Origin of the sequence: Curtobacterium sp. PhB172, assembly GCF_003752545.1 — a bacterium.
In the GTDB taxonomy this organism is placed as follows: Bacteria; Actinomycetota; Actinomycetes; order Actinomycetales; family Microbacteriaceae; genus Curtobacterium.
This window is the reverse complement of sequence record NZ_RKIF01000009.1, coordinates 320,704-334,664: the sequence shown is the minus strand read 5'-3', so window position 1 is coordinate 334,664 and position 13,961 is coordinate 320,704. Positions and strand designations below refer to the sequence as shown.

Sequence of the window (13,961 nt, the reverse complement as noted above, 5' to 3'; positions counted from 1 at the left end):
CTGCGGGAAACCGGGGTGCACTCAGCCCGCGAGGGCCCGCTTCGCGTACGCGACGAGCGCGTTCGCATGGCCGTGGCCGAGCCCGTGCTCGGTCTTCAGCCAGGCGACGACCTGCATGTGCGGGTGGTCGTCGAGCTGCTCGGCGACCAGGTCGAGCCACTCCTGGACCGGGCGGCCGTACGTCTTCTCGATGCTCGGGAAGTACGACGCCGGCCCCTTCGCCGTGCTGCCGTCCGCCGGGGGCGCTGGAGCGGTCACGCGGTGCGCTGTCATGGCAGAACAGTACTGCGCACCCGGCGTCACGGAACGTCACGCGCGCGGCGACTGTGACGCAGCGTTCCGCCCCGTAGCGGTGTGTTTCACGGTGCGTTGTCCAGGCACCGCGACCCTTCTACGGTCGCGACATGACCGACACCAGAACGGGACTGCCCCGCGGCGCGACCAGCGCCGTCGCCGGCACCGACGGGGTCGACGCGACCGGCGTCGACCACGCGGCCGGAGCGCCGGACGCACCACGGGCCTCCCGGCCGACCGTCGCGAGCGACGCAACCGACGCAACCGACGCGACCGCCACGTCCGTGGACGCCGCCGGACGCGCCGCGCTCGACCGACCCGTCCTCCCGCTGCGGCACCCGCTGCGCTGGATCGCCGCGGCCGTCGTGCTGGTGGTGCTCCTGAACTTCGTCGAGACGCTGTTCACGAACGAGTCGTGGGGCTGGCCGGCCGTCGGGAAGTGGCTGTTCAGCCCGGCGATCCTGACCGGCCTGCAGCTCACGCTCGTCGCGACGGCGCTGAGCGCGGTCATCAGCTTCACCGGCGGCATCGTCGTCGCGATCGCCCGGCTCTCGCACAACCCGGTGCTGTCCGGGTTGGCGTGGGGCTACGTCTGGCTGTTCCGCTCCGTGCCGCTCATCCTCGTGCTCGTCTTCCTGTACAACCTCGGGTCGCTGTACCCGACGATCGGCATCGGGATCCCGTTCGGGCCGCAGGTCGAGGTCACCACGGCCAACGTCCTCGGCGACCTGGCCATCGGGGTGATCGGCCTGAGCCTGAGTGAGATCGCCTACGCCTCCGAGATCGTCCGCGCCGGCGTGCTCGCCGTCGACCACGGCCAGCACGAGGCCGCGCAGGCCCTCGGGCTCCCCCGGCGTCGCCAGTTCGTGCGGGTGATCCTGCCGCAGGCACTGCGGTCGATCGTGCCGGCGTTCGTGAACCAGGTCGTCGGGCTGCTCAAGGCGTCGTCGCTGCTGTTCTACGTGTCGCTGCTCGACCTGTTCGGGGTGGTGCAGAACCTGTCGAGCACCTACCCGACCGACATCATCCCGCTGCTCGTGGTCGCGACGCTCTGGTACCTCGCGCTCACCAGCGCGGTGTCGGTCGTGCAGTACTACGTCGAGCGGTGGACCGCCCGCGGCTCGGTCCGGGCGTTGCCGCCCACGCCGTTCCAGCGGGTGCGGGCCGCCGTGCGTCGCGGTTCCGGACGTGGGTCGGGACGGCCTGGAGGCCCGGATCGCGCCCGGCAGGCCGCCTCCGGCGCGCGCGTGGTCGCGTCCGGCCCCGCTTCCACCATCGACGACAGGACCATCTGATGAGCGCAGCGATCAGCATCCACGGAGCCGTCAAGGCGTTCGGTGACACGGTCGTCGTCGACGGCGTCGACCTGTCGTTGCCGTCCGGGAGCGTCACCGTGGTGCTCGGCCCGTCGGGGTCCGGGAAGTCCACGCTGCTGCGCGCGATCAACCACCTCGAACCGCTCGACCGCGGCGTCGTCACGGTCGGCGGCGAGACGATCGGCGTCCGGCTCCGGACCGGGCGCGACGGGGTCCCCCGCTACAAGGAGCTGCCCGATCGCCTGATCCTGCGGCAGCGGTCGCGGATCGGCTTCGTGTTCCAGCACTTCAACCTGTTCCCGCACCTGACCGCGCTCGAGAACGTGGCCGAGGGGCCGATCGCCGCCGGGGTCCCCCGTGCCGTGGCGCACGCCCGTGCGGCGGCTCTGCTCGAGCGAGTCGGACTCGGTGACCGTAGCGACACCCGGCCGCGGCAGCTCTCCGGCGGGCAGCAGCAGCGCGTGGCCATCGCGCGGGCACTGGCGCTCGAGCCGTCGGTCGTCCTGCTCGACGAGCCGACCTCGGCGCTCGACCCGGAGCTCGTCGGCGAGGTGCTCGGCGTCATCCGGGGGTTGGCGGACACGGGCACCACGCTCGTCATCGTCACCCACGAGATCGCCTTCGCCCGCGAGGTCGCCGACCACGTCGTGTTCCTCGACCACGGCCGCGTCGTCGAGCAGGGCTCCCCCGCCCAGGTGCTCGACGATCCGCAGCACGCTCGCACGCGGGACTTCCTGTCCCGCGTCCGCTGACGCCGTCCCCTCGACGTTCCTTCTTCCCCTTTCCACCCGATCCCAGGAGAACCATGTCCCCCACCACCCCCGCACGCTGGCGGAACCGCGCCGGCGCCCTCGTCCTCGCCACCGGAGTCGTCGTCGCCCTGGCCGGGTGCGCCACGTCGGCGTCCGCCGGCTCGGGCTCCGGCTCCGGCTCTGGCTCTGGCTCCGGCGCGTCCGACGGCACGGTCACGATCGGCGCCGCGTCGAACGGCGCCGCCACCGAGACCAAGGTCACGGTCGACGCGGACGAGAAGCTGCACGACGAACTCCCGGCATCGATCAAGAAGTCCGGCAAGCTCGTCGTCGGCATCGGTGCGCTGCCCGCCGGGTTCCCGCCGCTCGCGTTCACCGGCGACGACCAGAAGACGCTGACCGGCTCCGAGCCCGACCTCGGCCGGCTCGTCGCCGCGAAGCTCGGCCTCGAGGACCAGGTGCAGAACGCGACGTGGGACAACCTGTTCGTCGGGATCGACGGCGGCAAGTACGACGCCGGTTTCTCGAACATCACGGTGACCGAGCAGCGCAAGGAGAAGTACGACTTCGCCTCGTACCGCCAGGACAACCTCGCGCTCCAGGTGCCGGAGGACTCCTCGTTGACGTTCGACGGCGACCCGTCCGTGCTCGCCGGCAAGACCGTCGCCGTCAGTTCCGGCACCAACCAGGAACTCATCCTGCTCGGCTGGAAGGCCGACCTCGCGAAGCAGGGCAAGACGATCACGATCAAGTACTACCCGGACGGCAACGCCGTGAAGCTGGCGCTCGACTCCGGCAAGATCGACGCGTACTTCGGGCCGAACCCGACGGTCGCCTACCAGAACACGTTGAGCGCGGACGGCGCGAACCCGACGAAGACCGCGGGCACGTTCTCCGGCGCGGGCGGGGACCTGCAGGGGCTCATCGCGGCGACGACGAAGAAGGACAGCGGGCTCGCCGAGCCCATCGCGGACGCCATCGACGAGCTGATCGACGACGGCACGTACGCGAAGTGGCTCAAGTCGTACAACCTGTCGAACGAGGCCGTGGAGCACTCCGAGGTCAACCCCGAGGGGCTGCCGCTCGACGCGAGCTGAGCGGGGTTCGTCGGGTCCGAACGACTCGGAACGACTCCCTCGATGTCGCACGACGTCGAGGGAGTCGTTCCGTGCGCGCGCGGTGGTCGGCGCCGATGCGGAACGACATCGTCGACGTCCGACGACGACCACGGTGTCGCTCGTTGCGCGCGCATCGTCCGACATTCCACGAGGTGATCGACGCGTGCATCGTCGGAACATGCACGCGCACCGACCGCGCGCACCGACCCCGAACGACATCGTCGACGTCGCACGACGACCACGGTGTCGCTCGTTGCATGCGCCACCGGTTGCACGCGCGCACGAACGACGAGCCCGATGTCGTGCGACATCGAGCTCGTCGTTCCGGGTCGACACGGACCAGTACGGTCAGCGCGCCCCGGCACCCACGCCAGCCGCCGCACGCGCAGCACCAGCACCACCACCAGCACCAGCACCAGCACCAGCACCAGCACCAGCACCAGCTGCACCCCGCGCCGCCCACTCCGCCGCGAGCAGCTCGTAGGAACGCACCCGGGCGTCGTGGTCGTGCGTGATCGTCGTCACCAGGAGCTCGTCCGCGCCGGTTGCCCGCTGCAGGACCTCGAGGCGGTCCGCGACGGCCGCAGCATCGCCGACGAACCGGGTGGCGAGCCGATCGGCGACCGACGCCGCCTCCGCCGCAGCGAGCGGCGCAGCCCGTGCCGCGGACGGCGTCGGGTACTCGATCGCCCCGACGCCGGAGCGGATCGAGTGCACCCACTCCGCGTACCCGAGCGACAGCTCCGCGGCCTCGGCCTCCGTGCGCCCGACGACGACGTCCGCCGACACGATGACGTGCGGTGCCTCGAGCACCCCCGGGCTGAACGCGTCGCGGTAGGCCTGCACCGACGCCAGGACCGTGCCGGGCGACGTGTGGTAGTTCGCGCCGTACGGCAGTCCGAGTGCTCCGGCGACCCGGGCGCTCTCGCCGCCGGTCGACCCGTGGATCCACAGTTCGACGGACGCTCCTGCTGCCGGCGGCGCCTCGACGACGGCGCCGTCCCGCGACCAGGTGCCGGCGAACAGCGACCGGATGAGCGACAGCTCGCCCTCGAACCGGTCGACGTCACCGGGGACGCGTCCGAGCAGCTCCCCCTGCAGGGCGAACCGGCTGCCCGGTGCGATGTGGAATTCGAACGGTGCGGGCACGAGCAGTCCGTCGACGACCTCGTCCGAGCGGGGCGCGAGCGACGGCGGCTTGGGGGTGCCGGGTGCTGGCGCCCCGGAGCGGCCGAGCCCGAGGTCGATCCGCGGCCCGTGCAGCGCAGCGAGGGTGCCGAAGGTCTCGGCGATCTGCAGCCCGCGGACGTTGCCGACGAGCGTCGCCGCACTGCCGACCCGGATCGTCGACGTGGCCGCGGCGACCGCTCCGATCACGATGGTCGGCGCGCTGCCCGCGACACCGGGGTTGAGGTGGTGCTCGGCGAGCCAGTAGCGGGCGTACCCGGCGCGTTCCGCGGCGACGGCGAGGTCGACGGTGCGGTGGAGCGCCGTGGCTGCGGACGATCCGGCGGTGACCGGCACCAGGTCGAGGACCGAGAGCGGGACGGAGCGAGCGGCGCTCACGAGGCGTCCTTCCACGCGCCGGTCAGCTGGTCGAGCCGGGTGTCGGCGCCGAAGACGATGCCGTGCACGTCCGTCGCCGGCGCGATGATGCTGGTGAGTTCGTGCACCGGGACGAAGTCGACCTGGGACGCGATGCGCTGCTGGATCTCCCCGAAGGTGGCCGACCGGTCGGACGCCGACGACTGCGACAGCTCCTTCGTGAAGAGCGCGTCGAGCGTCGTGTCCGACGCACCGATCGACTGTGCACCCGAGCTGGAGAACTTCGACCGCAGGACGTCGCCGTCGGCGCGCGAGCTGTTGTCCCACGACAGGTCCCAGTCGCCGCTCGTCAGGTTGGCGAGGTACCGCGGCACGGTCCCGCTCTCGAGGGTGACGCCGACGCCGACCTTCCCGAGCTCCTGCTGGATCAGCTCGAGCGACGTCTGGTTCGGTCCGAAGTTCGTGATCCAGACGAGCTTGAGCTGCAGCTTCGTGCCGTCCTTCGTGCGGATGCCGTCGGATCCCTTCTCCCACCCGGCGTCGTCCAGGGCGGCCGCCGCAGCCTTCGGGTCGTACGTCGCCGAACCCGACGACGTGTCCGCGTACCCGGGCGTCGTCGACCCGAGGACCGAGTCCGCGACCGTGAACAGGTCGTTCAGTGCGGTGTCACGGACCGCCTTCGGGTCGACGGCCTGTGCGATCGCCTTCCGGACGACGAGGTCGGACACGATCGGGCGCTTCTGGTTGAACGTCAGGCCGAACACCTGGCCCGGGTTGGCGCGGGTCACCAGCTCGTACTGCGACTTGAGCACGTCGACGTCGCTCGGCTGCACGCTGCTGATCGCGTCGAGCTGCCCGGACTGCAGGCTGCCGGTGCGGACGCTGGCTTCGGGGACGACCTGGAACGTCACCTCGGACAGGTGCGCTGCCCCGGCGTTCGACCGCGCGGCGGGGCCCCAGTCGTAGTCCTTGCGCTTCGTCAGGACGGTGGAGGTGTTCTTCGTGTACGACGACAGCGTGAACGGTCCGGTGCCGATCACGGCCTTCCCGTCGGCGCGGTCGTCGAACGGGGTCTCGGTGGTCTTCGGGGCGACGATGCCGAGGGCGACCGACGCCGTGGCGTTCGGGAACGCGGCGTTCGGCGCCCCGAAGTCGACCTCGACCGTGTCGTCGTCGACGACCTTCGTCCCCTCGTAGCCGGAGAAGTACGCGGCCGCCGTGCTCGATGCGCCGGCCGAGGCGATGTCGTCGAAGGTGTCCTTGACGGCCGTCGCGTCGAACGCGGTGCCGTCCGAGAACGTGACGCCGGAGCGCAGGTCGAACGTGAACGCGGTGGCGTCGGCGTTCGCCGAGTACTTGGTCGCGAGCCACGGCGTGAGCGAGCCGTCGGACGGGTCCTGCCAGAGCAGCGAGTCGACGAGCTGCCGGGTGATCGCGAACGTGTCGTTGCCCGCGCCGGTGCCCGCCGGGTTGAGCGTGATCGGGTCGTTCGCGATGGCGTACGTGAGCGAGCCGCCGTCGACGGGCTTCGACGACGACGAGGACGTCGACGCGGTGCCGCCCGACGAGCAGCCCGCCATGACCAGGGCCGCCGCGGTGCCGGCCGCGATCGCGGCCACCAGACGGAACGGGGTGCGGTGGGTGGTCATGAGACTCCTTCGGTGGTGGGGACGCGCCGGGACCGTCCCGGGATCGCGTCGAGCAGTGCGCGCGTGTACTCGTGCTGCGGGTCGTGCAGCACCTGCGCCACGTCGCCGTGCTCCACGACGCGGCCGCCGCGCAGGACGGACACCTCGTGCGCGATGCGACGGACGACGGCGAGGTCGTGCGAGATGAACAGGTAGGAGACGCCGAGCGTCGACTGCAGTTCCGCGAGCAGGTCGAGGATCTGCGCCTGGACGGACACGTCGAGCGCGGAGACGGGTTCGTCGAGGACGATGAACGACGGGTCGAGCGCGAGCGCGCGGGCGATCGCCACACGCTGCCGCTGTCCGCCGGAGAGCTCCGCCGGACGACGACCGAGCACGGCCGACGGCAGCGCGACGAGGTCGAGCAGCTCCGCCGCCCGAGCCGCGCGGGACCGCCGGGTGCCGATGCCGAAGGCCGCGAGCGGGTCCGCGATCACCGCTCCCACCGACAGCCGCGGGTGCAGGGCCGCGTACGGGTTCTGCTGCACGATCTGCGCCTGCCGCCGGTACGCCCGCAGCGCGGCACCGCGGGCTCCGCCCACGTCGGCACCGTCGAACCTCACGCGGCCGGCGTCCGGGCGTTCGAGTCCGAGCACGAGGCGCGCGGTGGTCGACTTGCCCGAACCGGACTCCCCCACCAGCGCGAGCGTGCGGCCGCGCGGGACGGTCACGTCGACGCCGTCGACGGCGGCCACGCGGGCGAAGGACTTCCGCAGGCCCGTCGCGACGACGAGCGGCTCGTCCACACCGGCCTGGAGGCGCGGGGCGGCTCCCACGGACACGGTCACGTCGTCGAGACTGGGCGCCGCTGCGATCAGTGCGCGCGTGTACGGCTCACGGGGTGCGCCGAGCACCTCGGCCGGGGTGCCCTGCTCGACGATCCGTCCCTCGGACATCACGACGATGCGGTCGGCCCGGTCGGCGGCGACCCCGAGGTCGTGCGTGATGAACAGCACGCTCGTGCCCCGTTCGGCGACGAGCCGGTCCAGGTGGTCGAGGATCGTCCGCTGGACCGTGACGTCGAGCGCGCTCGTCGGTTCGTCCGCGACGAGGAGCTCCGGGTCGCCGATCAGGGCGATCGCGATGAGCACCCGCTGCCGCATGCCGCCGGACAGCTCGTGCGGGTACTGCCGAGCACGGAGTCCGGGTCGGTCGATTCCGGCACGGCGGAGCTCCTCGACGGCGCGTTCCCGAGCCTCGGCACCGGTGGCGAGTCCGTGGATCCGGAGCACCTCGGCCACCTGGGTGCCGATCCGCGTCACGGGGTTGAGCGACACCGTCGGGTCCTGCGGGACGAAGCCGATCCGGACGCCGCGCACGGACCGCACCTGGCGGTCGGTCGCGGTGACCAGGTCGAGGTCCCCGGATCCGTCGGCCGCCCCGGAGAGCCGCACCGTGCCTCCCGTCAGGTCCGCCGCTGCGGGCAGGAGCCGGAGGACCGCGTGCGCCGTCGTCGACTTGCCCGAACCGGACTCGCCGACGATGGCGACGCGCTCGCCGCGGCCGACGTCGAGCGAGACGCCGTGCAGGGCGGTGCGCGCGCTGCTGCCCCGGCCGTAGGTGACGGTCAGGTCCTGGATGCTGAGCAGGCTCATCGGACGGCCCTCCGTTCGGTGTCGAGTGCACGGGCGACGCGGTTGCCGGCGAGCACCGTGACGGCGATCACGAGGCCGGGGATGGTCGTGAGCCACCACGAGGACGCGATGAAGTCGCGCCCGGTGGCGACGAGCGAGCCCCACTCGGGTTGCGGCGGCTGCGCGCCGTACCCGAGGAAGCTCAGGCTCGAGACGGCGAGGATCGCCGTGCCGAACTCCAGGGCGGCGAGCACCAGGACGGGCCCGGCCGCGTTGGGCAGCACGTGCACGAGCAGCACGCGCCACCAGCGGTTGCCGTTCGCGCTCGCCGCCTCGACGTACGGCGCGGTGCGGACCCGGACGACCTCGGAGCGCATGATGCGCGCGATCGTGGCGATGCTCGCGACGCCGACCGCCACCGCGACGTTCACGGTGCCGAAGCCGAGCACGGTGACGATCGTCAGCGAGAGCAGCAGGCTCGGGATCGCGAGCAGGACGTCGGCGACGCGCATGAGCACGGCGTCGACGACCCCGCCGACGAAGCCGGCGACGAGCCCGACGAGCGAGCCGCCGACCAGCCCGATGACGATCGCGAGGACCGCGGCCTGCAGTGTGAGCGCGGTGCCGTGCACGACGCGGGCGTACAGGTCGCGGCCGAGCTGGTCGGTGCCGAACCAGTGCGCGGCGTCGGGAGCGGTGAGCTTGGCGGCCGGATCGGCGGCGAGCGGGTCGTGGTGGGTGAGTGCTCCGGGCAGGAGCGCGGCGAGCACGACGAGGGCGAGCCAGACGAGGGCGATGGCGAGCGTCGGGCGGGCGATCAGTGCGCAGAGGGCGGGCGCGGTGCCGCCGGGCACGCGGTCGGTGGCGAGCGACGCGGGGCGCCCGATGGCGAGCTGCGTGGTCTCGGTCATGCGGGGACCGCCTTCGGTTCGGTGGCGCTGGAGGGGCTGGCGCTGGACGGGCTCGCGCCGGGCGTCCCGCCGGGCGTCGTGCCCGGTGTCCCTCCCGGTGTCCCGCCGTCCTGGTCGCGGAGCTTCCGACGGCTGCCGGCGACGACGACGCGCGGGTCGAGCAGCGGGTACACGAGGTCGACGACCAGGTTCACCACGACGAAGATCGCGGCGGCGAGCAGCACGATGCCCTGCACGACGGGGATGTCCTGCTGCTGCACGGCGGTGGCGGTGACCCGGCCGAGGCCCGGGCGTGAGAACACCGTCTCGGTGACGACGGTGCCGGAGAACAGCTGTCCGACGATGAGTCCCGTCACGGTGAGCGCGGGCAGCGCAGCGTTCTTGAGCGCGTGCCGGAGCTGCACCCGCCACCGCCCGGCACCCTTGGCGTACGCGGTGTCCACGTACGGCTCGCGGAGGGTCTGGACGAGGGACTTCGACAGCAGTTGGGCGATCGTGGCACCGGTCGGCAGCGCCAGGGTGATCGCCGGCAGCACGACCGATGCGGGACCCTCGCCGCCGAACGCCGGGAAGACGTGCAGTCCGAACGAGAACCACTGCACCAGCAGCAGCGCGAACCAGAACCCGGGGACGGCGACGCCGATCGGGGGCAGCTGGAGCAGGAACTGACCGAGGGCCCGGTTCCGGGTCCACGTCGCCAGGACCGCGATCCCGCCGCCGAACACGATCGCGAGCACGAGGCCGGCGACCGCGATCTGGGCGGTCGGCGCGATCGCTTCGCCGATGACGTCGGCGACCGGTCGACCGACGCCGATCGAGCGGCCGAGGTCGCCGGTGAGCAGGGCGCCGAGGTGCTGGGCGCCGAGGTGCTGGACGTACTGCACGAGCACCGGCTGGTCGAGGCCGTACTGGTGCCGGAGCGCGTCGAGCTGCGCCGCCGTGACGTCGGTGGCGTCCGGGCCGACCATGATGCGGGCCGGGTCGCTCGGCAGCACGTAGAGCACGAAGAACGAGATCGTCCACGCCGCCCAGAGCACGAGCACGGCCTGACCGATGCGGGAGAGTACGTAGCGGGTCACGCCGCCACCGCCGTCCGGGCGGGCGTCCACCCGAGCGCCGGTGCGACCTTCGCCACGACGTCCGAGACGATCTGCTCGTACTCGTCACCGGCGAACTCGTAGGGCAGCTCGATCCGGAACTCGTCGACCTCGGCGAGCGTGGCGTCGTGCACGAGCTGCTCGACGATCTGCTCGGCGGGCCCCACCAGGTCGGCGGAGAACAGGGTCCGCCGCGGTCCCTGGGGCGCGGTCTGCCGTGCGAGACGGGATTCGTACCAGGTGCGGTACCGCTCGCGCGAGACCCGGTCGGCCGAGTCGGTCGGCACGACGCACCGGCCCCAGGCCACGCGGGGCGTGCGGCCGGTCGGCAGCGCGGCGCGGTACGCCGCGAGCTGGTTCCGCTGAGCGGTGCCGTAGTCGTCGGTGTCCTCGCCCGAGGTGAGGTTGCCGAGCAGCAGGTTGAGCCCGGAACTGCCGGCGAACGCGGCCGACCGGAGCGACCCGCCGCCGTACCAGACCCGGTCGACCAGGCCCGGCGCGTACGGCTGCAACCGGGGGCGCTGGAGGTTCCCGGGGCTCTGGATGACGGTGTCGTCCGCGCCGAGGAACGCGCCGCGCAGGTTCTCCACGAACCGGGACACCCGCCCGTACCCACGGTCGAACGCGCGCCAGTCGCCGTCGAACACCAGATCGCCGAGGATCTCGGCGTGCGGCGAGCCGGTGGACAGGCCGACCTGCAGCCGACCGTGCGCCAGGACGTCGGCGAGCGAGAAGTCCTCGGCCAGGCGGAAGGGACTCTCCCACCCGATCGGCACGACGGCGACGCCGAGCTCGATGGACGTGGTGCGCTGCGACGCCGCCGCCAGGAAGACCGCGGCCGAGCCGATGCCGTGCTCGAGGTGTCGGTGCCGGACCCAGGCACCGTCGATGCCGAGCCGCTCGGCCGTGGCGAAGAGGTCGAGGGTGGCCTCGAGACCGTCGGCAGGGGCGTCGTCCTCGAAGTTGCCGGGGACGAGGATCGCGAGGCTGGAGATCGTCACGCGAGCACCCCGGCGGACGCTGCCGCACGCGCCGGACCCGCCGATGCGGCCGTGCGTGCGGCGGCCGATCGGTCGCGGATCGTGCCGGGCAGGTCGAGCGTCTGCCGGAGGGTCGCACCCTCGTCGTAGGACTGCCGGTAGACGCCGCGCTCCTGCAGCAGCGGGACGACCGTGTCGACGAACTCGTCGAGGCCGTAGGGGTTGGTGTGCGGCACGACGACGAACCCGTCGGTGGCGCGCTCCTGCACGTACCGGTCGATCTCGGCGGCGATGTGCGACGCCGTCCCGACGAACCCGCCGCGGGTCGAGGCGCGGATGACGAGGTCGCGGATGGACAGGTGCTCGGCCTCGGCGAGGTCCCGCCAAGACTGCACCAGGGCGGGGACGTCGCGGGTGTGCCGTGCGCGCCCGCGGGTGATCGCGGTGCCCTCGTAGTCGGGCTCGACCGTCGGCAGCGGGCCGTCGACGTCGTACGACGACAGGTCGCGGTTCCAGACCTGCTCGAGGAACGCGATCGCCGTGGCCGGACTGACCTGGGCACGACGGATGGCGTTCGACCGTTCTTCGGCGTCCGCCGCCGACGACCCGATCACGAACGTCGCGCCGGGCAGGATCTGCAGCTCGTCCTTCGACCGTCCGACCCGTTCGAGCCGCTCGGTCACGTCGCGGTAGAACGCCTGCGCGTCGTCGAACTCGGTGTGCAGCGAGAAGATGACCTCGGCGTTCGTGGCGGCGAGGTCGCGCCCCTCGTCGGAGTCACCGGCCTGCACGATCACCGGGTGCCGCTGCGGACTGCGGGGCACCGGGAACGTGCCGGTGACGTCGAACTGCGGACCGTGGTGGTCGACGTCGCGGATGCGCGACCGGTCGGCGAACACGCCGTCCGCCAGCTCGCCGACCGCGGCGGTGCCGGCGACGACGGCGTCGGGCTGCCACGAGTCCCAGAGTTCGCGGGACAGCGCGATGAACTCGGCGGCGCGCGTGTACCGGTCGGCGTGGTCGAGGAACCCGCCGCGGCGGAAGTTCGCGCCGTGGAACGCGTCCGAGCTCGTCACGACGTTCCAGCCGGCACGACCGTCCGTCAGGTGGTCGAGCGTAGCGAGCTGCTTCGCGAGCTCCACGGGCTCGTTGAACGTCGTCTGCAGGGTGCCGACCAGCCCGATGTGGTCGGTGACCCCGGCCAGGGCAGCCAGGACCGCGAGGGTGTTCGGGCGCCCGACCACGTCGAGGTCGTGGACGCGGCCCTTCTGCTCGCGGAGCCGCAGGCCCTCGGCGAGGAACAGGAAGTCGAAGAACCCACGCTCCGCGTTGCGGGCGAAGTGCTCGAACGACGAGAACGCGATCTGGCTCTCGGCGCGGTCGTCGCTCCAGATGGTGGTGTTGTTGACGCCTGGGAAGTGGGCGGCGAGGTGGACCTGACGCTTGGTGCTCATGCTGAGACCCCCGAGGGAACTGGACCGGTGACGGACGGACGGGCGTACCGGCTGACCGCCGGGGCGATGCCGAGCCGCGTGCGCAGGTCGGCGGTGGGACGGGACGCCACGTCGGCGCGGAGCCCGGCCGTGACGAGGGCGGGGACGAGCTGCCCCGCGATGGCGGTGCTGTCGATCGGGATGCGCAGGGGGCGGAGCCGGACGCCGGCGAAGCCGAGGCCCCGCAGATCCCCGATCAGCGACACGAGTTCGGGCACCGTCGTCGCGAGCACGGACGTGTCCGACCCGGAGCCGACGGCGTACGGGGTACCGGCAGCGGCGTCGAGCGCGGCGAGCTCGTCGGCCGCGGCAGCGGTCGACGACCCGATCAGCACCGCGAGGTCGGCGAGGACCGGGCGACGGACGTCCGACCCGGCCACCTGCTCGAGGTGACGGACCTCGTCCACCAGGTCCAGCGCCTCCCGGCCCTGGTACCCGGGCGTGACGAGCACGACGTCCGCAGCGTCGACGGCGAACGCCGCTGCGTCGGCGCGGTGGGCCAGGGCGAAGACCGGCGGGCGACCCTGCGGCGACCGCGGCACGATCGACGCGCCGTGGACGGACAGGTGACGGCCCGCGTACTCGGCGTTGTGGATCCGGTCGCGGTCGATGAAGCGGCCGGTCGTGACGTCGCGGATGATCGCGTCGTCGTCCCAGCTGTCCCAGAGGCGCGACACGACCTCCGCCGCCTCGCGGGCCTCGTCGAACAGCGTGGCCGCGTCGTCGCCGCCGGGTCGACGGCCGAACAGGGCCGATTCGCGGGGCGTCGGGCTCACCTGGATCCGCCACCCGGCTCGCCCCAGCGAGACGTGGTCGAGGGTCTGGAGGCCCGTGGCGACGTGGAACGGCTCGGTGTGCGTCACCGAGACGGTCGGCACCAGACCGACGGCGCGGGTCGCGGGGGCGACCGCGTTCGCGACGAGGAGGGCGTCGAGGCGTCCGACGACGGTCGTGGTGTCGAGGTCGTGGTCGGCAGCCGTCGGGCCGGGGCCTGCCGGGCGCGTCGGGCCCGCGGTGAACGAGTCCTCGATGGTGACGGCGTCGATGCCGAGCCGGTCCTGCTCGACGACGACCTCGCGCCAGTGCCGGAGGCTCGACAGGCGCTGCGCGGCCGGGCCGGCGACGCGCCAGGCGGCGGGGTGCCAGCCGGCGCCCTGCAGCGCGGTGACGAGGGTGATGCGGTCGGGCATGGC

At 72.6% G+C, this 13,961-nt stretch carries 12 protein-coding genes; 3 read left to right on the top strand and 9 right to left on the bottom strand.

Features of this window, described 5'->3' with window-relative positions; all coding sequences use genetic code 11:
* Positions 1-21: 21 nt before the first annotated feature.
* Positions 22-273, bottom strand: coding sequence for a DUF4287 domain-containing protein (locus EDF42_RS13910; RefSeq protein WP_123340492.1), 252 nt, complete (start codon positions 271-273; stop codon positions 22-24).
* Between the two features lie 131 nt (positions 274-404).
* On the opposite strand from EDF42_RS13910, the gene EDF42_RS13905 reads away from it, so the two are divergent.
* The 3 genes from EDF42_RS13905 to EDF42_RS13895 are packed head-to-tail and all read left to right on the top strand — an operon-like array spanning position 405 to position 3,459.
* Positions 405-1,589, top strand: a complete 1,185-nt coding sequence (locus EDF42_RS13905; protein ID WP_123672774.1) for an amino acid ABC transporter permease — start codon at positions 405-407, stop codon at positions 1,587-1,589.
* Positions 1,589-2,362, top strand: coding sequence for an amino acid ABC transporter ATP-binding protein (locus EDF42_RS13900; protein ID WP_123340490.1), 774 nt, complete (start codon positions 1,589-1,591; stop codon positions 2,360-2,362). Before EDF42_RS13905 ends, EDF42_RS13900 begins: the two co-directional genes overlap by 1 nt.
* Before the next feature lie 53 nt (positions 2,363-2,415).
* A complete protein-coding gene (locus tag EDF42_RS13895; protein WP_123672772.1) occupies positions 2,416-3,459 on the top strand; it encodes a transporter substrate-binding domain-containing protein in 1,044 nt (347 codons plus the stop codon).
* Positions 3,460-3,828: 369 nt separating this feature from the next.
* On the opposite strand, the gene EDF42_RS13890 is transcribed toward EDF42_RS13895, so the two are convergent.
* Genes EDF42_RS13890 through EDF42_RS13855 form a run of 8 tightly spaced genes read right to left on the bottom strand, consistent with a single transcriptional unit; the run spans position 3,829 to position 13,958 of the window.
* Positions 3,829-5,046 carry an LLM class flavin-dependent oxidoreductase gene (locus EDF42_RS13890; RefSeq protein WP_123672770.1) on the bottom strand — a complete coding sequence of 406 codons (1,218 nt, stop codon included), beginning with the start codon at positions 5,044-5,046 and terminating at the stop codon, positions 3,829-3,831.
* Positions 5,043-6,674 (bottom strand): ABC transporter substrate-binding protein, encoded by a 1,632-nt coding sequence (locus EDF42_RS13885; protein WP_123672769.1) that lies wholly within the window; start codon positions 6,672-6,674, stop codon positions 5,043-5,045. Before EDF42_RS13885 ends, EDF42_RS13890 begins: the two co-directional genes overlap by 4 nt.
* Positions 6,671-8,308 carry an ABC transporter ATP-binding protein gene (locus tag EDF42_RS13880; RefSeq protein WP_123672767.1) on the bottom strand — a complete coding sequence of 546 codons (1,638 nt, stop codon included), beginning with the start codon at positions 8,306-8,308 and terminating at the stop codon, positions 6,671-6,673. The genes EDF42_RS13885 and EDF42_RS13880 overlap by 4 nt, the downstream gene beginning before the upstream one ends.
* The gene (locus EDF42_RS13875; protein ID WP_123672765.1) at positions 8,305-9,198 is read right to left on the bottom strand and encodes an ABC transporter permease; all 894 of its coding nucleotides are present in this window, start codon (positions 9,196-9,198) and stop codon (positions 8,305-8,307) included. Before EDF42_RS13875 ends, EDF42_RS13880 begins: the two co-directional genes overlap by 4 nt.
* A complete protein-coding gene (locus EDF42_RS13870; RefSeq protein WP_123672886.1) occupies positions 9,195-10,277 on the bottom strand; it encodes an ABC transporter permease in 1,083 nt (360 codons plus the stop codon). The genes EDF42_RS13875 and EDF42_RS13870 overlap by 4 nt, the downstream gene beginning before the upstream one ends.
* Complete coding sequence (locus EDF42_RS13865) at positions 10,274-11,296, bottom strand: LLM class flavin-dependent oxidoreductase (protein WP_123672763.1); 1,023 nt, start codon at positions 11,294-11,296, stop codon at positions 10,274-10,276. Before EDF42_RS13865 ends, EDF42_RS13870 begins: the two co-directional genes overlap by 4 nt.
* Positions 11,293-12,729 (bottom strand): NtaA/DmoA family FMN-dependent monooxygenase, encoded by a 1,437-nt coding sequence (locus tag EDF42_RS13860; protein WP_123672761.1) that lies wholly within the window; start codon positions 12,727-12,729, stop codon positions 11,293-11,295. The genes EDF42_RS13865 and EDF42_RS13860 overlap by 4 nt, the downstream gene beginning before the upstream one ends.
* Complete coding sequence (locus tag EDF42_RS13855) at positions 12,726-13,958, bottom strand: LLM class flavin-dependent oxidoreductase (protein WP_123672758.1); 1,233 nt, start codon at positions 13,956-13,958, stop codon at positions 12,726-12,728. The genes EDF42_RS13860 and EDF42_RS13855 overlap by 4 nt, the downstream gene beginning before the upstream one ends.
* Positions 13,959-13,961 lie beyond the last annotated feature (3 nt).